The 17,701-nt window shown below is 68.7% G+C and carries 13 protein-coding genes and 1 pseudogene; 6 read left to right on the top strand and 8 right to left on the bottom strand.

The genetic code is table 11. The features are described 5' to 3' along the window. Nucleotides 1-1,383 carry a flagellar hook protein FlgE gene (locus MKL20_RS11860; RefSeq protein WP_244036827.1) on the bottom strand — a complete coding sequence of 461 codons (1,383 nt, stop codon included), beginning with the start codon at nucleotides 1,381-1,383 and terminating at the stop codon, nucleotides 1-3. A 301-nt stretch (nucleotides 1,384-1,684) separates the two neighbouring features. Between MKL20_RS11860 and MKL20_RS11855 the strand changes: the two genes are divergently transcribed. After that, nucleotides 1,685-2,152 carry a BLUF domain-containing protein gene (locus MKL20_RS11855; RefSeq protein ID WP_243973002.1) on the top strand — a complete coding sequence of 156 codons (468 nt, stop codon included), beginning with the start codon at nucleotides 1,685-1,687 and terminating at the stop codon, nucleotides 2,150-2,152. A gap of 8 nt (nucleotides 2,153-2,160) precedes the next feature. Beyond that, on the top strand, nucleotides 2,161-2,619 hold the full coding sequence (locus MKL20_RS11850) for a response regulator (RefSeq protein ID WP_243973010.1): 459 nt from the start codon (nucleotides 2,161-2,163) through the stop codon (nucleotides 2,617-2,619). 194 nt (nucleotides 2,620-2,813) lie between these two features. Here the strand turns inward: MKL20_RS11850 and MKL20_RS11845 are convergent, their stop codons facing one another. Next, a complete protein-coding gene (locus tag MKL20_RS11845) occupies nucleotides 2,814-4,427 on the bottom strand; it encodes a peptide chain release factor 3 (protein WP_244036826.1) in 1,614 nt (537 codons plus the stop codon). Between the two features lie 255 nt (nucleotides 4,428-4,682). After that, nucleotides 4,683-5,729 (bottom strand): threonine aldolase family protein, encoded by a 1,047-nt coding sequence (locus tag MKL20_RS11840; RefSeq protein ID WP_244036825.1) that lies wholly within the window; start codon nucleotides 5,727-5,729, stop codon nucleotides 4,683-4,685. A 322-nt stretch (nucleotides 5,730-6,051) separates the two neighbouring features. Between MKL20_RS11840 and rpsU the strand changes: the two genes are divergently transcribed. Then, complete coding sequence (rpsU, locus tag MKL20_RS11835; RefSeq protein WP_243973013.1) at nucleotides 6,052-6,387, top strand: 30S ribosomal protein S21; 336 nt, start codon at nucleotides 6,052-6,054, stop codon at nucleotides 6,385-6,387. A gap of 393 nt (nucleotides 6,388-6,780) precedes the next feature. Here the strand turns inward: rpsU and MKL20_RS11830 are convergent. After that, nucleotides 6,781-7,172 (bottom strand): annotated as a pseudogene (locus tag MKL20_RS11830) (response regulator). Between the two features lie 309 nt (nucleotides 7,173-7,481). Here MKL20_RS11830 and MKL20_RS11825 point away from each other — a divergent pair. Both MKL20_RS11825 and MKL20_RS11820 read left to right on the top strand, forming a co-directional pair. After that, nucleotides 7,482-8,270: a class II glutamine amidotransferase gene (locus MKL20_RS11825; RefSeq protein WP_244036824.1), complete on the top strand. Its 789-nt coding sequence runs from the start codon at nucleotides 7,482-7,484 to the stop codon at nucleotides 8,268-8,270. Nucleotides 8,271-8,393: 123 nt separating this feature from the next. Next, on the top strand, nucleotides 8,394-9,827 hold the full coding sequence (locus tag MKL20_RS11820; protein ID WP_244036823.1) for an NAD-dependent succinate-semialdehyde dehydrogenase: 1,434 nt from the start codon (nucleotides 8,394-8,396) through the stop codon (nucleotides 9,825-9,827). 260 nt (nucleotides 9,828-10,087) lie between these two features. Here the strand turns inward: MKL20_RS11820 and MKL20_RS11815 are convergent, their stop codons facing one another. The 4 genes from MKL20_RS11815 to MKL20_RS11800 form a co-directional block, all read right to left on the bottom strand. After that, on the bottom strand, nucleotides 10,088-10,294 hold the full coding sequence (locus MKL20_RS11815) for a SlyX family protein (RefSeq protein WP_244036822.1): 207 nt from the start codon (nucleotides 10,292-10,294) through the stop codon (nucleotides 10,088-10,090). A 69-nt stretch (nucleotides 10,295-10,363) separates the two neighbouring features. Continuing rightward, nucleotides 10,364-11,497 (bottom strand): sensor domain-containing diguanylate cyclase, encoded by a 1,134-nt coding sequence (locus MKL20_RS11810; RefSeq protein WP_244036821.1) that lies wholly within the window; start codon nucleotides 11,495-11,497, stop codon nucleotides 10,364-10,366. A gap of 163 nt (nucleotides 11,498-11,660) precedes the next feature. Continuing rightward, nucleotides 11,661-15,749 carry a Pls/PosA family non-ribosomal peptide synthetase gene (locus tag MKL20_RS11805; protein WP_244036820.1) on the bottom strand — a complete coding sequence of 1,363 codons (4,089 nt, stop codon included), beginning with the start codon at nucleotides 15,747-15,749 and terminating at the stop codon, nucleotides 11,661-11,663. A 271-nt stretch (nucleotides 15,750-16,020) separates the two neighbouring features. After that, nucleotides 16,021-16,608, bottom strand: a complete 588-nt coding sequence (locus MKL20_RS11800) for a histidine phosphatase family protein (RefSeq protein WP_243973024.1) — start codon at nucleotides 16,606-16,608, stop codon at nucleotides 16,021-16,023. A 98-nt stretch (nucleotides 16,609-16,706) separates the two neighbouring features. On the opposite strand from MKL20_RS11800, the gene MKL20_RS11795 reads away from it, so the two are divergent. Next, nucleotides 16,707-17,699 carry a polyphosphate kinase 2 family protein gene (locus MKL20_RS11795; RefSeq protein WP_244036819.1) on the top strand — a complete coding sequence of 331 codons (993 nt, stop codon included), beginning with the start codon at nucleotides 16,707-16,709 and terminating at the stop codon, nucleotides 17,697-17,699. Nucleotides 17,700-17,701: the final 2 nt, after the last annotated feature.

Here is a 17,701-nt window from a genome sequence, read left to right as displayed (position 1 = left end):
TCAGCGGATCACGTTGAGCAGGTCAGACATCATCGTCTGGGCCGTCGACATGACCCGCGTGTTCGCAGAGTAGGCCTGCTGGGTTACGATCATCTTAGAGAACTCGCTCGCAATGTCGGTATTCGACTGTTCATTGCTCGCGCCCGTGATCGTGCTCCCGTTCAGCCCGACGAGGGCAGGACCGGAATCGGCGGTCTGAAGGTAATTGCCGTTCGAATCCGCTTTCAGCCCGTCGGGATTGGCGAACTGGGCGATTCCGACGGTGGCGAGCCCCAGCACCGACCCGTTCGAGAACGTGCCGTTGATCTTGCCGTCCTCGCCGATGGCGACGCTGGTCAGCGTGCCGGCGCTGTTGCCGTTCTGGCTCAGCGTGTTGGTGGTCACGGCACCCGACGTGTCGGCGTACTGCGTCAGGCCGGCCGTGCCGACATTCATGGTCATGCCCGAGAAGGTGTAGTCGCCGACCTTCACGTCGCCGAGCGTGACCGGGCTCGTCGTCGGCGCGGTCAGCTTGCCGGTGGAGTCGAAGGTGAACGCCGTCCCGACATTCTGCCAGTCCGTCGCGTTCGCCGAGGCCGAGGGATTGGAGGCGTAGTACAGGTTCCAGACCGCCGCCTTCTGTGTCGGGGTCGTGGCGGCATCCTGCACCTTCGCCCAGCGCGTGCTCAGGGTGACCGGCGCGCCGGTCTGCGTGTAGGCGGTGATCGACGGGCCCGCGATGCTGTTGTTCACGAAGGTTCCGGCGCTCGCCGAGGGCACCGTGGGCCCGGGCACCGTGGCTCCCGTCAGGACGACCGCTGATGGCAGCTGATTGTACACGTCGGAGCCCGAGGTGGCGGACGCCGTGGTGGCCGGCGTCGCCGGCAGGTTGGCCGCGTAGGTCAGCGACGTCGTCGGCTGGGCCGGGAGCGACGTGTTGCCGATCTTGAGCAGCCCGGTGCTGGTCGCCTGGCCGGTGACCGGGTCGAGATTCGTGCCGGTCAGGTAGCCGCCGGCGCCGTTGACCAGGTAGCCGTCCTTGTCCTGCGAGAAATCGCCCCGGCGCGTGTAGACGTTGGTGCCGCTGAAGGTGGCGGCGCCGTTCGAATCGCCGGTCTTGCGGACCACCGTGAAGAAGCCGTTGCCGTTGATCGCCATGTTGGTCGGGACGCTCGAGGCCACGACGTTGCCGGCGATCGTGTTGGTCAGCTGCGACTGGGCGAGCACGGAGCCCGCGACCTCGCGCTTCGGCGTGGTCTCGGACATCATGTCAACGAAGCTGGTGTCGATCCGCTTGAAGCCGGTCGTCTGCGAGTTCGCGATGTTCCCGGAGATGTTGCTGATGGCGTAGGACTGCGCCTGCAGTCCGGAGACCGAGGTCTGCAGGGCGGTGAAAAGATCCATGGCATGCGATCCCGATACGCGCCGCACTGGCCGGCAGGATCAAGCGACCGCAACCGCCGTGCCAGAGCTAAGTCTTTGTCGGATCAGACACTGGCCGCAACCTGCCCGGCAGCACTGACCGGCCTGAGATGCCGACCCGGCAGTTTCTGCCGGACCGGAAACCACGCCGATGTGATCGGGTGAGGCCTGCGCGTTTACGGGGTGTTATCCGGCTCGCGCGAGGATCGCAGGCGGGCTAAGCTGGGCGGGGCGCGTCCTGCCCGAACACGCCGAAGCGGAACGGATTGCGGATCTCGAGGTCATGCGGGCGAAACGGACGAGCCTCGTCCACATCATTTACTTCTCGCGCCTCAATCTGTCGTCAGACCCTGCGAAGAGGTCGGAGCAGATCACCGAGATCGGCCGGGTCGCGCAGAAGAAGAACGAGTTCTCGGTGATCACGAGCTTCCTGATCATCGAGGGCAACTTCGCCTGCCAGGTGATCGAGGGTGAGCGCTCGTCGGTGCACGAGACTTTCGACCGGGTCAGCGCTGACCAGCGCCACCGCGACGTCCAGATCAACGAGTGGCGGGAGATCGCCAAGCGCGAATTCGTCCACTCCTTCAAGAGCGCCCAGCGCACTGCGGCGAATGACGGCCTGTTCGCCAAGGCCAACCTGCTGCCGATGCTCCAGCGCGGCACCCCGAAGGCGACCGCGATCCACGGCCTCTGCGTGGCGCTCCAGAACGACGCGATGTCCCGTCAGGGCATCGATCACCTCTTCATCTGAGCGCAGCGATGCCCGAGAGCGATACGCCCCCGATCCTCATCGTCGACGACCAGGAGAAGCTCCTGCGTCTCGAGGTGATGCTGATGACCCGGATCGGCTTCCCCGATGTCGAGGGGGTCACCACGGCCGCCGAGGCGCTGGAGCGGCTGCGCACCCGCCGCTACGCCCTGGTGATCTCCGACCTGACCATGGAGCCGATGGATGGGCTGAGCCTGCTGCGCGAGATCCGCGGCGACGACGCCTTGATGAACACGCCCTTCATGCTCACCGAATCGTCCTTCGACTTCGAGGACATCAACCTCGCCCACCAGGCCGGGGCGGACGCCTTCATCCTCAAGCCGTTCGACATGGCGGTGTTGAAGAGCAAGCTGAAGCAGGTCCTCAACCGCAAGCCGCGCAAGCGCGACGCCCCGATCGCGACGGAATCGACGCTGACGGTGGATTTCCCGATGCTGGGGAAGTTTTGAGGTAGGCTCTGTCGCCTCGGCGGCCTCTCCAACCCAGATTCCCTCATCCTGAGATGCTGCGCAGCAGCCTCGAAGGAGCCCTCCAGGGATCGCGCAGCTGGCTGGAGGGCTCCTTCGAAGCGCCCGCTTCGCGGCCGCACCTCAGGATGAGGGGAATTGGTGGGAGAGCCCGTCGCGCCCGCCCCCCAAAAAACTCAAGCCGCCCGCTTCTGGTAATCCTTCACGTCGGTGAAGCGCACCGCCGGGTAGCGCTCCTCCTCGTAGCGGAGCGAGAACGCGGTGGTCGCCATGAAGACCGGGGCGCCGTCGAGGTCCTTGGCCATGGCCGAGCCGTGGCTGTCCACGAACTTGTCGAGCTCGATCTCGGACTCCGACTCGATCCACCGGCACACCGAGAACCGCGAGGTCTCGTAATCCACCGGCAGGCCGTATTCGGCCTGGAGGCGTTCCTTCAGCACGTCGAGCTGGAGCGCGCCGACCACGCCGACGATTGCCTGGCTGCCGTCCTGCGGCACGAACACCTGGACGACGCCCTCCTCGCCCATCTGCTGGAGCGCCTCGCGCAGCTTCTTGGCCTTCATGGCGTCGGTGAGCTTGATCCGCCGGAGGATTTCCGGGGCGAAGCTCGGCACGCCGCGGAATACGATGTCCTCGCCTTCCGTGAGCGTGTCGCCGATCCGCAGGGTGCCGTGGTTCGGGATGCCGACCACGTCGCCGGCGAACGCCTCGTCCGCGATGGCGCGATCCTGCGCGAAGAAGAATTGCGGAGCCGAGAGCGAGATCGGCTTGCCGGTGCGCACCAGCCGGGCCTTCATGCCCCGGCTGAGCTTGCCCGAGCAGACCCGCATGAACGCGATCCGGTCCCGGTGGTTCGGGTCCATGTTCGCCTGGATCTTGAACACGAAGCCGGTCATGCGCGGCTCGGTCGGCTCGACCAGGCGCTTGTCGGCATCCTGGCCCCGGGGCGGCGGTGCCACCTTGGCGAGACCGTCGATCAGGTCGCGCACGCCGAAATTGCGCAGCGCCGAGCCGAAGAACACCGGCGTCAGGTGGCCCTCGCGGAACGCGTCGAGGTCGAACGGCTTCAGCCCGCCCTCGGCCAGCTCGACCTCCTCGCGCCACGCATCGGCGGCACCGTTCTCGGTGAGCAGCTGGTCGAACAGCGGGTCCTGGGGGCCGGACACCATGACCATGCCGGCATCCTCGGCGGCGTCGAGCCGGCGCACGCGATTGGCGCCGAGCTCGTAGGTCCCGGAGAAGTTTCGGCCGGTGCCGATCGGCCAGGTGACCGGGGCGACGTCGAGGGCCAGCGTCTTCTCGATCTCGTCGAGCAGCTCGAACGGGTCGCGGGCCTCACGGTCGAGCTTGTTGACGAAGGTGACGATCGGGATGTCGCGCAGCCGGCAGACCTCGAACAGCTTTCGCGTGCGCGCCTCGATGCCTTTCGCGGCGTCGATCACCATCACGGCCGAATCGACCGCGGTCAGCGTCCGGTAGGTGTCCTCGGAGAAGTCCTCGTGGCCCGGCGTGTCGAGCAGGTTGAAGACGCAGTCGCCGTACTCGAAGGTCATCACCGAGGTGACCACCGAGATGCCGCGCTCCTTCTCGATCCCCATCCAGTCGGACCGGGTCGAGACCCGGTTGCGCTTGGCCTTGACCTCGCCGGCGAGCTGGATCGCGCCGCCGAACAGCAGCAGCTTCTCGGTCAGCGTGGTCTTGCCCGCGTCCGGGTGGGAGATGATCGCGAAGGTGCGCCGCCGCGCAACCGGGTCGGCCGGCCTCGCTTCGGTCTTGGTCTGCATCAGCATGGAGCGAACGCTCTGGGTCGGCAAAACGTGAGGGGCGTCACCCGGCGCGCGGTCTCGGGCGAGGGTCTCGGGATCGTGTAGCGGCAAGGCCCGATATTGGCAAAGAACCCGCGGCGTCGGCCGACCTCGGGCTGATCCAGGTCCCGGTTTCAAAAGGTCCGAGACCTTTTGCGGGTGCAGGGCACAGAGCCCTGCAAGCTTCCGGGCTCCGCCCCGGAACCCCGCCAAAGGGCTGAGCCCTTTGGAAACCCAATCTCACGCCGCCTCGGCCGCCAGCGCCCGCAGGTCGGCGATCAGAACGTCCACGCGCGCGGTCTCGGCGTCCCAGGCAAACATGAATCGCGCCCCGCCGCCGATGAAGGTGTAGAAGCGCCAGCCGCGCGCGCGCAGCCGCTCCATAGCCGCGGCCGGCATCGCCAGGAACACCGCGTTGGCCTCCACGGGGAACAGCGCACGAATTCCCGGCAGGCCGGCGACGGCATCGGCGAAGCGCCGGGCGCAGGCATTGCCGTGGGCGCCGTTCCGCAACCAGGCGCCACTCTCCAGCATGCCGACCCAGGGGGCGGCGAGGAAGCGCATCTTCGAGGCCAGCTGGCCGGCCTGCTTGCACCGGAAGCCGAAATCCTCGGCGAGCTTCGGATCGAAGAACACCACCGCCTCGCCGGCATGCATGCCGTTCTTGGTGCCGCCGAAGCACAGCACGTCGACCCCCGCCCGCCAGGTCATGTCGGCGGGGCTGCAGCCGAGGCTGGCGCAGGCATTGGCGAAGCGCGAGCCGTCCATGTGCAGCGCCAGGCCGAGCTCGCGGCAGGTCGCCGAGAGCGCCCGCAGCTCGGCCAGCGTGTAGACCTGCCCGGTCTCGGTCGGCTGGGTGATCGTGACCACCCGCGGCCGCGGGAAGTGGATGTCGCTGCGGTTGGTCGCGAGCCCGCGGATCGCCTCCGGGGTGAGCTTGCCGCCCTCGGTGCGGACCGTAGGCAGCTTCGAGCCGTTGGAAAAAAATTCCGGCGCGCCGCACTCGTCGGTCTCGACATGGGCCGAATCGGCGCAGATCACGCTGTGATAGGATTGGCACAGCGAGGCCAGGGCGAGCGCGTTCGCCGCCGTGCCGTTGAACGCGAAGAACACCTCGCACTGGGTCTCGAAGACGCCGCGGAACGCGTCCGCGGCCCGGGCCGTCCAGGCATCCTCGCCGTAGGCCGGCGCATGGCCGCGATTGGCCGCCTCCATGGCCGCCCAGGCCTCCGGGCAGATGCCGGAGTAGTTGTCGCTGGCGAATTGCTGCGAGTCGTCGTTCGTCATCCGTGCAGCCTAGATCCGCGTCCGAGCGCGTTGCAATCGGGCTCAGCGGCAAATCGAGCCCGAGCAGGGCTGCTGCGCGTCGAACCGGTATCCGCAAGAGCGCCGTGGATCCCGATACGGCCGCAGCGAAGATCGATGCCGCGAAGATGTTGGAACTGGTTCGCGCTTGGTGTAGAAGCCGCGCCAAGGCGTGGGCTCCACGCCGATTCGGAAACCGACGTTCCCGTCCCTCCCGGGTTCACCCGGGCGAGGGACGTTGCCGGTTTCCAGATCGGCGGCGGGCTGCGCAAGCCCCAAATCCAGGTCCAGAGGATCAAGTCCGTTGCAGGTACTCGTTCGCGATAACAACGTCGATCAGGCGCTCCGCGTCCTCAAGAAGAAGATGCAGCGTGAGGGCATCTTCCGCGAGATGAAGCAGCGCAAGGCGTATGAGAAGCCGTCCGTGCGCAAGGCGCGCGAGAAGGCGGAAGCCGTCCGCCGCGCCCGCAAGCAGGCGCGCAAGACCGCGATCCGCGAGGGCCTGATCGCCGCTCCGAAGCCGAAGCCCCGTTTCCCGGCCGGCAGCCGTCGCCCCGGCTTCCCGTCGCCGTCGGCCGCCGGCCCGCAGGCTGGCAACGCCGCCGGCCAGGTCTCGGTGAACCCGACGCCCGTCGCCTAAGACGTTCTTCTCGAACGGCAGAAGCCCGGACCGCGCGAGCGGCCGGGCTTTTTGCGTTTGATCATCGCTTGGATCCTGAGGGTCTTGGGCGCGGCCGCAGCTGCTTTTAGCCCATGAGCCGCCCTTGGTTCCCGTTCGGTCGTTCAGCGCACAGCGCCATCATTGCGAGCGCAGCGAAGCAACCCAGGGAAACGCCACGTTCGGGAAGCGCGCGCTGCTCTGGGTTGCTTCGCTGCACTCGCAATGACGGGGGAGGAAGCTGCAAACCCCTCGCCCGAAACCGATCGGGCGGCTGAGCGGGATGACGGATCGAGCGTTTGAGTGTCAGCGATCAGCCCCGATACGCGGCCCCCTCCCCCGCTGCGGAGGAGGAGAACCGCGTGTGGCGCCCGCTCAGGCCGCCTTGGCGGCCATCGTGGCGTGCTCGGCCTGGACCAGCACGTCCAGCGCCCGCCAGGGCTTCTGCATGTAGACCGTCTGGTCGGGCAGGCGTTCGTCGCGGCTGGCCCCGGAGGTGACGACCACGCGCACGTCCGGCCAGCGGCGCTCGACCGCCTGGGCGAGCGACACGCCGTCCATGGCGCCGGGCAGGCGGATATCGAAAACAGCAGGGCCACGGTGACGTCGGACCGCTCCAGCACCGAGAGCGCGGCCTCGGCGCTCTCGCAGGCGATGACGCCCAAATCGCTCTCTTCCAGCACCGCGGTCGCGAGGTGGCGCACCGCCGCATCGTCCTCCACGACAAGCGCCACGGGGGCGGAACACTCGGGCTGTGCGCGATCCATGAAAATCTCCTGCTCTCGGTTGCTTGAAACCCCTTTTCGGGTCGCAGCCTCATTGATGGACCGCTGATTCCCCGATTCGGCCATGCTGGCCTGCCAGGAGCCGGCTCACAAGTGTCCTCGTGATTGAGCCGCCCCTGCTCGATCCGCGGTCAAGCGGCGCCATTTTTGCGCGGTACGCCCGAAAATGGCGCAGCTGGGTCGCGGTTAAGAACCTGTTCACCCGTGTGGACCGACTGTTAATCTCATTCGCGGGCGCCCGTTCCGTTCCGGAATGGCCTTCAGCGGACCACAGAAGGATCGACGTCCGACATGTGCCGTTTCCTCGCCTATAGCGGAGAGCCGGTCTTTCTTTCGGACCTGGTTTGCGCGCCGACGCATTCGCTGGTGCATCAGTCGCTGCACGCCGACGAGGGGAAGACCGAGACCAACGGGGACGGCTTCGGCATCGGCTGGTATGGTGAGCGCCCGGAGCCGGGCGTCTATCGCGACATCTCCCCGGCCTGGTCGGACGAGAACCTCACCAACCTGTGCGGCCAGGTCCGCGCACGGACCTTCTTCGCCCATGTGCGCGCCTCCACCGGCACCGCCACGGCCCGGGCGAATTGCCACCCGTTCGTCTACGGGCGGCACCTGTTCATGCATAACGGCCAGATCGGCGGCTACCACCGCATCAAGCGGCGGCTCGAGGCCCTGATCCCGGACACGTTCTACGATCAGCGGCGCGGCAGCACCGATTCGGAAGCCATCTTCCTGCTGGCCCTGGCCAACGGGATCGAGCAGGATCCGGTCGGCGCGATGGCCCGCACCCTGGAGACGATCCGCGGACTGATGAAGGAGGCCGGCGTTTCCGAGCCGTTGCGCTTCACCGCTCTGCTCACCGACGGCGAGACCCTGACCGCCTATCGCTGGGCCTGCGACGGCCGGCCGCCGAGCCTGTACTTTCGCGATGGGCCGGGCGGGATCGTCGTCGTGTCCGAGCCGATCGACGGCTGCCGCGAGGGCTGGCAGGTCGTCCCGAAGGGCGGCACGCTCCGGGCCCGGCACGGCCACGCCACCATCGTGACCGGACCCGAGGCCGCCCGCTCCCGCGCCGCCTGAACCGGCTTCGGCGGCGAACGCTCTGATCCCACCTCAGCCATGCCCGGGGCGGGATTGTCGATCCGTGCCACGTTGCCACATGTCGGGCCACGGCCGAGCATGCGGCCGGGCGGGAATTGACCGATGTATCCGGATACCGAGCTTCACATTGCCGGACGCTGGCGCGCGGGCGCCGACCGGGAGACCCTGGGCGTCCTGAATCCCGCCACGGGCGAGACGATCGGGCAGTGCGCCGTCGCCACCACGGCAGATCTCGACGAGGCCCTGGCTGCGGCCGCCCGCGCCTTCCCGGCCTGGCGGAAGGTCTCGCCGTTCGAGCGCGGCAAGCTGATGCGCAAGGCCGCCGACCTGCTGCGTGCCCGCGTCGACGAGATCGCCCGCATCATGACCCAGGAGCAGGGCAAGCCCCTGGCCGAGTCGCGCGTCGAGACGCTGGCCGCCGCCGACATCATCGATTGGTTCGCCGAGGAGGGGAAGCGCGCCTATGGCCGCGTCATCCCGGCCCGCGCCGACGGCGTGCTGCAGGCGGTTCTGCGCGAGCCGGTCGGCCCCGTGGCCTGCTTCACCCCCTGGAACTTCCCGATCAACCAGGCCGTCCGCAAGATCTCGGCGGCGCTCTGCACCGGCTGTACGGTGATCCTGAAGGGTCCGGAGGATACCCCGGCGAGCTGCGCCGCCCTGGTCCGCGCCTTCCTGGATGCCGGCATCCCGGGCGATGCCCTGTCGTTGGTCTACGGCGACCCGGCGACGATCTCGGCCTACCTGATCCCGCACCCGGTGATCCGCAAGATCTCGTTCACCGGCTCGACGGTGGTCGGCAAGAAGCTCGCGGCGCTGGCCGGCGAGCACATGAAGCGCGCGACCATGGAACTCGGCGGCCATGCCCCGGTGATCGTGTTCGGCGATGCCGACGTGGAGAAGGCCGTGTCGGTCCTCGCCCCGTCGAAGTTCCGCAATGCCGGCCAGGTCTGCGTCTCGCCGACCCGGTTCCTGGTGCACGATTCGGTGTTCGACCGGTTCGTCGAAGGCTTCACCAGCTACGCCAAGAGCGCGAAGGTCGGCGACGGCCTGGATCCCGACACCAAGATGGGCCCGCTGATCCACGGGCGCCGCCTGGAGGCGATCGAGGCTCTGACCGCCGACGCCGAATCGGCGGGGGCGTCCCTGCGGGCCGGCGGCAAGCGCATCGGCAACCGCGGCAATTTCTTCGAGCCGACGGTCTTCACCGAGGTGCCGCTGACCGCCCGGATGATGAACGAGGAGCCGTTCGGCCCGGTGGCGATGATCAACCGGTTCTCGGAGGACGAGGAGGCGCTCACCGAGGCGAACCGCCTGCCCTACGGGCTCGCGGCCTACGCCTATACCCGTTCGGCCGAGCGGGCCGCGCGGGTGTCGAACATGGTGGAGAGCGGGATGATCTCGATCAACCACCACGGCCTCGCCGTGCCGGAGACGCCCTTCGGCGGCGTCAAGGAATCCGGCTACGGCAGCGAGGGCGGCTCGGAAGCGCTCGACGCCTACCTCGTGACCAAGTTCGTCACACAGGCGAATTTTTAGAGCCTGAACCGGCGCGTTGCCGACAGCGGCGCGCCGGCCTTCTCGAAGCTCGTTTGCTCTCGCGAGCTTGGTTACATGCCGGTGAAGCTCGGGCTCTTCCCAATCTCCACCTCATCCTGAGGTGCCCGGCGATCGAAGATCGCTGGGCCTCGAAAGAGCCCTCCAGGGATCGTGCGGCCAGCTGGAGGGCTCCTTCGAGGCTCGCTTCGCTCACACCTCAGGATGAGGTCGAGGGTGGGCCATGCGAGTCAAACCAGCCTTCAGTAATGCGGCGGCGGCGGTTCCGGCCCACGGGGTGCAGATCGCGCTGCCGCTTCCTCAACCTGATCCCGCAGCGCATCGACCTGGCGGACCAGCCGGTCGATCACCTGCCACTGCTCCGTCACGGTGCGGTTCAGGTCCTCGATGACCGAGTCCTGCTCGGTGAGGCGCATCTCCAGGCGATCGATGCGGGTGGGCTCGTCCATGGCCGGTCTCCAATCCGGCCCGCGATAGCGCATCCGCGACGGATTTCCGACCGCGCCGTCTCAGGCGGCCTATGCGGCCACCGCGACGCGGTCGCGCCCCTGGTGCTTGGCGGCGTAGAGCGCGGCGTCGGCCAGGCGCATCAGCGCCTCGAAGTCGGCCCCGTGCCGGGCCTGCGCGATCCCGATGCTGACGCTGACCCGCAGGGTCGGCAGTTCCGGCACCGAAAGGCCAGAGAAAGTCCGGCGCAGTTCCTCGGCCCGCGCCAGGGCCTCTGCGGGGGAGACGTCGGGCAGCAGGCAGGCGAATTCCTCGCCGCCAAGCCGGCCGAGCATCGCCTCACCCGGCAGCAGGGAGCCGGCCATGACGCAAAAACCGATCAGCACCGCGTCGCCGACCGCGTGGCCGTGGACGTCGTTGACGGCCTTGAACCGGTCGAGATCGAACAGCAGCAGGGCCGCATGCTGGTTCGTGGCGAGGGCCGCCTCCGCGGCACTCGCGAAGGCCCGCCGATTGGGGATTCCGGTGAGCGGATCCGTCGATGCCGCAGCGCGCTGCTCGCGCTCGGCCCGCTCCTTGACCAGGGCCATGAAGGTGAAGGCCGAGGCGATCGAGAACATCAACGTGACGAAGCACAGGATCGCCACCCAGGGCGACGTCAGCGGGTTCAGCCCGGGTCGCGGCGGCGCCAGCAGCGTCGAGGGGATCCGCACGAGGTAGAAGAGGGCGTGCAGCCCCAGCAGGGTGGCGGCCGCGCCCCGCGAGGCGAGGCGCTCCCGGTGACCGCGCCAGAATTCGGCAGCCGCATCGCCGCAATACAGGGTCGCGGCGGCCGACGCGTAGATGATCCGCGCCTCGATCGATTCATAGAAGGCCGGCACGAAGCAGAGGACGCACCAGATCAGCGCGCCGGCCAGAGCCAAGCCGGCCCGGGTCGGCCGCCCCTCGAACGAGCGCACGCCGCTCCAGATCAGCCCGTAGGCGGCGAGCACCACCGCATTGGCCACACCGATCGACAGCAGGTCCGGGATCTGGCCGCGCAGGGCGAGGCCAGTGGAGCCGAACGCGCCCACGATATGCGCGGCGCCCCAGATCGCCAGGGCTCGCGAGGACGGCGCCTGCCGCCACGACAGCAGGAACAGCGTGCCGACCAGCAAGGTCGTCACGGAACTGACGATCAGCAGGGTAGTGGGATCGAGATGCACGGCTTTCTATCAGTCTCCGAGCGAGACGATAGCATGAGATGACCCGGTATTCTCCACCGCGCGAGGCATGTGAGCGCGCTTTTAGAAGCAGAGCGATGAAAATGGCGCGCTCACGTTGGTAACGTCAGTTCATTACGGTCGCAGCGGCGCCCGCGCGGCCTGTTCATGCGGCCTCACCTGCCTTGGCGGCGTGGATCACCGGTACCGCCGGCGCCCCTTCCCACTCGGTGTTGGCGGGGATCGACTCGCCCTTCATCACGATGGTCAGCGGGCGCAGCCGCGCGTAATCGCCGACCTTGGTGTCGTACAGGACCGTGGCGAAGGCGCCGACCGAGACGCCGCGGCCGACCACGACGCGGCCGATCTTCATGATCCGGTCCTCGTACAGGTGGGTCTGCAGCGCCGAGACACGATTGATCGTGGCGTAGTCGCCGATCGATACGCAGTCGAACTCGGTGATGTCGGTGGTGAGCATGCACACGCCCTGGCCGACCTTCACGCCGAACAGGCGCAGCGCCCAGGGCAGGAACGGCGTGCCCTGGAGGTGCTCCAGCAGCACCTTGCCGGCCAGGCCCCAATAGGCCACCGCGATCGCCTCGGTGCGCATCGCCCACCAGGACCACATCGGCTGCATGCCGGGCTTGTAGACGCCCATCAGCAGCCACTTCATCGCGATGACCGCCGCGGACTGGATCAGCGCAATGCAGACGCTGGCGGTCACGAAGCTGAGTGCAAGGCCGGACCAGTCCTTCTCGAGGATCGCCGGGTAGAAGTACCAGTCGATCACGGTGATCGCCAGGGTGATGTAGAGCATCGGCGAGAACGAGGTCGCGAACGCCTCGAACACGCCGCGCCGGATCTTGGGCCATAGCCCGGGCTCGTAGGTCTGCGCGTTGGAGCCGAGATCGACCCTCTGGCGGGCGGGCAGCCGGATCGGCGGCGAGCCGAACCAGGTCTCGCCGGGGCTCATGGCGTCATTGGCGGGGGGCTTCGACTTGATGCCGATCAGCACGTCGTCCGGGATGTCGGCCCCCGGCGGAACGACCGCATCGTTGCCGACGAAGACCCGCGCACCGGTCCGCGCCACTTCGAGATGCATCCAGCCACGCCGGATCTCTTCCTCGCCGAAGACGACCTCGTCGGCGACGAAGTTCTTGGCGCCGACCTCGGCGAGGTCGTAGCGGCTGCCGAGGTTGGTCGAGATCTCGGCGCCATGGCCCATCCGGGCGCCCATCAACCGGTACCAGGCCCGCATGTAGACGGTGGCGAACAGCGACGAGAGCGTCTCCAGCGTCACCTCGACGGCGAGCGCCAGCGACCACTTGCGCAGGTAGAACAGCGAATGGACCGAGTAGGTGCCCGAGCGGGTCCGCGGTAGCACGATCCAGCGGATGCCGGCGATCAGCAGCACCGTGCCGGCGGTCATCAGCATGGCGGTCGGCCAGGTGAGGATCGGCAGGTACCAGTGATAGTCGATATCGGTGATGTCGGAGAGCGAATCTGAGATCTGGTCGAAGATGAAGAAGGCCGGGAAGATCGGCAGCAGGCCGACCGCCGGGATCGCCCCGAGCAGCACGGTATAGGCCACCCCGAAGGCGGCGCGGCGCGACCATGGGGCGTCGGCCGGTTCGGGCAGTTCGGAGGGATCGGCCATCCCGACCTTGCGGCCGGGCGAGCCGTCCCAGATCTCGGCCGGCCCGACGCGGGTGCCGGTCGGGATCGTGGTCAGGTCGGCGATCTCGGCCTGGGCGCCGATCACCGTGTCGTGGCTGATGACGCAGGAGGTGCCGATGGCCGCGTCGGCGCCGATCTCGACCGCGCCGATCACCAGCTCGTTGCCGACAATCTCGGCATTGGCGATGACCAGGCGGCCGCCGAGCGAGGCGCCGTCGCCGATGGTCAGCAGGTCGGGGGCGCCGATCTCGATGTCGGAGATCAGCGCGTCGCGGCCGACCTTGGCGCCCATCAGCCGCAGGTAGACCGAGATCGCCGGCGAGCCCTGGAGCCATTTCACGTGGACCAAGGGCGCCAGGCGCTGCGCCAGCCACCAGCGGTAGTAGTAGACACCCCAGAGCGGGTAGCGGCCGGGCTTGGTCCTGCCGAGGATCAGCCACTTGCCCGCGACCGCGATCACCGCGGTCACGCCGTTGATCGCGATGTAGACGAGCAGCAGCACGCCGAGTTCGGCGAAGAAGCTCAGGCCGCCGCCGGTCAGCAGCAGGTAGGTGACGAAGATCCCGAGCCACTGGGCGGTGGAGAGCGTGATGACGATCGGCAGCGCGACGGCCTGGGCCAACCCGCACAGGGCCCGGCGCAGCAGCGGCGGCGGCTCGAAGCTGAGGTCGCGGACGGAGGCCGCCGCGCCCATGCCGCCGGTGCGGGCGATCAGCGCGTCGGCCATCGCCCGCATGGTGCGCAGGGCGTAGACGTCCGGCAGGGTGATGCCGGCGAGCGCGGGCGCCTCGCGCACCGCCGAGACGAAGCGGGCGGCCAGCAGCGAATGGCCGCCGAGATCGGCGAAGAAATCGCCTTCCAGGGGGATCGGCTGGTTGCCGAAGACCTGCTTGGCCGCAGCGACCAGGGCCGCCTCGGTCTCGTTGGCCGGGGGCTCCTGCTCGCCATCGGCGGAGACGACCGTGAGCGGCGCGATCTTGAGGGCCTTGCGGTCGACCTTGCCGGAGGTCAGGCGCGGCAGGGTCTCGGCCAGCTCGAAATGGCCGGGCACCATGTAGGGCGGCATCTGGCCGGCCAGCGTCCGGCGTAAGGTAGCGGTATCCACCGACCGGCCGCGCTCGGGGATCAGGAAAGCGACCAGCCGGTCGACGCCGTCGTCCTGGCGCAGCACCACGGCGGCTTGGTTGATGTCGGGCACGCTGCGGATCCGCGCCTCGATCTCGCCGAGCTCGACCCGGAAGCCGCGGATCTTCACCTGATCGTCGATGCGGCCGTGGAACAGGATCCGGCCGGCGACATCCATCGAGACCGCGTCGCCCGAACGGTAGAGGATCGGGTCGGTCCCGTCCGAGACGAACGGGTTGGCGATGAACTTTTCGGCGGTCAGTTCGGGCCGCGCCAGGTAGCCCCGGGCCACGCCGGGGCCGCCGATCAGCAATTCGCCCTGCTGGTCGCGGCCGAGCAGGCTCAGATCCTCGCCGGCGACGTAGACCGAATAGTTCGGGATCGGGCCGCCGATGGTGACCGGCTCGCCCGGCCGCATCTCGGCCGCGGTGGCGACCACGGTCGCCTCGGTCGGCCCGTAGGTGTTGAACAGTTTTCGCGTGCCGGTAGCCCAGCGGGCGACCAGCGGCTCGGGCAGGGCCTCGCCGCCGAGCAGGACGAGGCGCACGGTCGGCAGGTCGCCGGAGATCATCGCCAGCAGGGTCGGCACGGTGTCGAGCACCGTGATCCGCTCCGCCTCCAGGATGCCCGGCAGGGACTCGATGTCGCCCATCATGGCCGGGCTCGCCACGAACAGAGTCGCGCCGACGAGATACGGGACCCAGATTTCTTCCATCGACAGGTCGAAGGCGACCGAGGCGCCCTGGAACACGATGTCGTCGGCGCGCATGCCGTAGAGCGCGTTCCCCGACCGGAGGAAGTGGCAGATGTTGGCGTGGCTGATGACGATGCCCTTGGGCACGCCGGTCGAGCCGGAGGTGTAGATCAGGTAGGCGGGGTGATCCGGCGTCAGGCCGGCGGCGCGGGGATCCGGCAGCGGCGCCTCCGCGGGGGTCGCCGCATCGAGATCCGACAGCGTAAGCGCCGGCGCGGCATCGGGCGCGGCGGCGGCCAGCGCCGGCGAGACCAGCAGAGCCTTGGCGGCGGCATCCGTGAGACAGACCCCGACCCGGTCGGCCGGCGCCTCGGCGTCGAAGGGCAGCCAGGCGGCGCCCGACAGGGTGATGCCGATCTGGGCGACGAGCAGGTCCGGGCCGCGGGCCATCCACAGGCCGACCACGTCCCCGGGGCCGATACCGCGATGGGCGAGGCCGGCGGCGACCCGCCCGGCGCGGTCGGCGACCTCGGCATAGGTCAGGTGCGGATGGGCACCGCCCGCAACGAGGCGGGCGCCGTCGACGAGGCAAGGATGCTCGGGCCGGGCACGCGCCGAGGCAAGGAAGATCTCGGCCAGCACCTCGTCGCGGATCAGGTCGGGGCGGTGCTCGCCGCGCAGCACGGCCGCCCCGTCCGCCGGACGCTGGCGCGCCGCGTCAGCCGGTTCGAGCCGGGTCTTCTCGGCGAGGTCGCTCATCCGCTGCTCCGCTGGCCGCCCGAACAGGTCGGCGCATACCGTGGCGACCGCCCTATAGCCAGCCGATCATGCCGTTATCGAGGCGGCTTTGAACCGTAGGTGAAGGACGGATGAAAGCGCTCGCCGCCGAAGTGGCAATCGGTTCGGCGAAAGCAAGCGCGTCCGATCCGTCCCGCCAGCCCCGCATCCTGGACGTCGGATCGCGAACGCGGGGCGGGCGAGCCGGTTTTGCCTCATCCCGAGAGCTGCATGCACCGTTGGCGATGAGGCGCTACGCCCAGTGCCACCCCCCCGGACCCAGGACCAGCACCTCGCCCTGGCGGATGCCGAGGCGCGGCGCCGCGTAGATGTCGAGATATCCGAGCGCCACCAGGGCCGCCCGCGCGACGCCGCCATGGGCGACGACCACCGCATCCCGCTCAAGGCCAGCCAGGACCGGGCCGACCCGTTCGACCAGGGTGGCGTAGCTCTCACCGCCGGTGCCGGGCGGACGGTGGTTCCAGCGCGCGCGGTCGCGCGCCGAGGCGCCCCCCGGATCGCGGCGGCGGATCTCGGCCCAGGTCGAGCCCTCCCAGCTGCCGAAGCCGATCTCCCGGAGCCGCGGGTCGGTGCGGTACGCCTCCGGCGGCAGGCCGAGCGTCGTCCGCAGGATTTCCATGGTCCGCCGGGTGCGCTTGAGCGGGCTTGCGAGGAACTCCGCTTCCGCCACGCCCGGCCCCGCAAGCGCGGCGAGACGCTGCGCCGCAGCGACGGCCTGCGCCTCCCCTTGAGGGTTGAGATCGATGTCGCGACTGCCCTGCAGGCGGCCCTCGGCGTTCCAAGCGGTCTGGCCGTGGCGGATGAAGTAGATCGTGGCCAACCGTGTCAAAGTCCTGTCGCTGCGCAGGCGCCCGGAACGGCCGGGCTTGCCAACCGTTCTGGGCGTTCGTCGGCAATGCCCCTCAACAGGTCCTGCCCATGTCCAAGAAACACGGTAAGCATCTTCCCGGCCAGTCGCGAGACGACGGCGTGACAGACAGCCCCGATCGGCACGAAGCCGCCCGGGCCGGCGCGCCCTCGACCGCCCGCTGGGCCGGGGCGGCCGACGCGATCGCCGGGACGGCCCCGGCGGCCTTGGGCGCTCACCGGCCGGTCCGGATCCTGGCCACCCCGGGCATCGTGACGGTGGAGCCCGGGACGCGCATCGACCTCGCGGCCGTGGATTGCGACGCCGATGGCGGCCTCGACAAGGCCTGGGCGAAGGACGCCCTCGCCCAGGAGCGCGACCGCATCAGCGCGCTGCAGGAACGGCTCTATGCCGAGCGGGCGCGCAGCCTGCTGCTGGTGTTCCAGGCGATCGACACCGGCGGCAAGGACGGGACGATCCGCTCGGTGCTCAAGGGCGTGAATCCGCAGGGCTGCGCGGTGGCGTCGTTCAAGGTGCCGTCGAGCGACGAGCTCGATCACGACTTCCTGTGGCGCTACCACGCGCGGGTGCCGGGGCGCGGCATGATCGGGGTGTTCAACCGCAGCCATTACGAGGATGTGCTCGTGGTGCGGGTGAAAGGCCTGGTGCCGGACAAGGTCTGGCAGGGACGTTACCGGCTGATCAACGATTTCGAGCGGCTTCTCACCGAATCCGGCACGGTGGTGATCAAGTTCTTCCTGCACATCTCCAAGGGCGAGCAGAAGAAGCGCTTGGAGGCCCGGATCGCCGACCCCGAGAAGAACTGGAAGTTCGACCCCGCCGACCTCGTCGAGCGGAAATCCTGGGACGCCTACCAGCTGGCCTTCGCCGACGCGCTCTCGCAATGCTCGACGCCGCAGGCGCCGTGGCTGGTGGTGCCGGCCAACCACAAGTGGTTCCGCAACTACGTGATTGCTCGCACGATCGCCGATACGCTCGAAGCGATGGACCCGCGATTCCCGAAGGCGAAGAAGGGCATCGCCGAGTTGAAGATCCCGGACTGATC

Source organism: Methylobacterium sp. E-066 (assembly GCF_022829635.1).
Classification (GTDB): Bacteria; Pseudomonadota; Alphaproteobacteria; order Rhizobiales; family Beijerinckiaceae; genus Methylobacterium.
The sequence above is the reverse complement of the archived record's forward strand: the minus strand, read 5'-3'. Positions and strand labels throughout refer to the sequence as shown.

Coding starts and splice junctions, on each gene's coding strand:
- MKL20_RS11860 (WP_244036827.1), bottom strand. CDS start 1,383: ATGGATCTTTTCACCGCCCTGCAGACCTCGGTCTCCGGACTGCAGGCG.
- MKL20_RS11855 (WP_243973002.1), top strand. CDS start 1,685: ATGCGGGCGAAACGGACGAGCCTCGTCCACATCATTTACTTCTCGCGC.
- MKL20_RS11850 (WP_243973010.1), top strand. CDS start 2,161: ATGCCCGAGAGCGATACGCCCCCGATCCTCATCGTCGACGACCAGGAG.
- MKL20_RS11845 (WP_244036826.1), bottom strand. CDS start 4,427: ATGCTGATGCAGACCAAGACCGAAGCGAGGCCGGCCGACCCGGTTGCG.
- MKL20_RS11840 (WP_244036825.1), bottom strand. CDS start 5,729: ATGACGAACGACGACTCGCAGCAATTCGCCAGCGACAACTACTCCGGC.
- MKL20_RS11825 (WP_244036824.1), top strand. CDS start 7,482: ATGTGCCGTTTCCTCGCCTATAGCGGAGAGCCGGTCTTTCTTTCGGAC.
- MKL20_RS11820 (WP_244036823.1), top strand. CDS start 8,394: ATGTATCCGGATACCGAGCTTCACATTGCCGGACGCTGGCGCGCGGGC.
- MKL20_RS11815 (WP_244036822.1), bottom strand. CDS start 10,294: ATGGACGAGCCCACCCGCATCGATCGCCTGGAGATGCGCCTCACCGAG.
- MKL20_RS11805 (WP_244036820.1), bottom strand. CDS start 15,749: ATGAGCGACCTCGCCGAGAAGACCCGGCTCGAACCGGCTGACGCGGCG.
- MKL20_RS11795 (WP_244036819.1), top strand. CDS start 16,707: ATGTCCAAGAAACACGGTAAGCATCTTCCCGGCCAGTCGCGAGACGAC.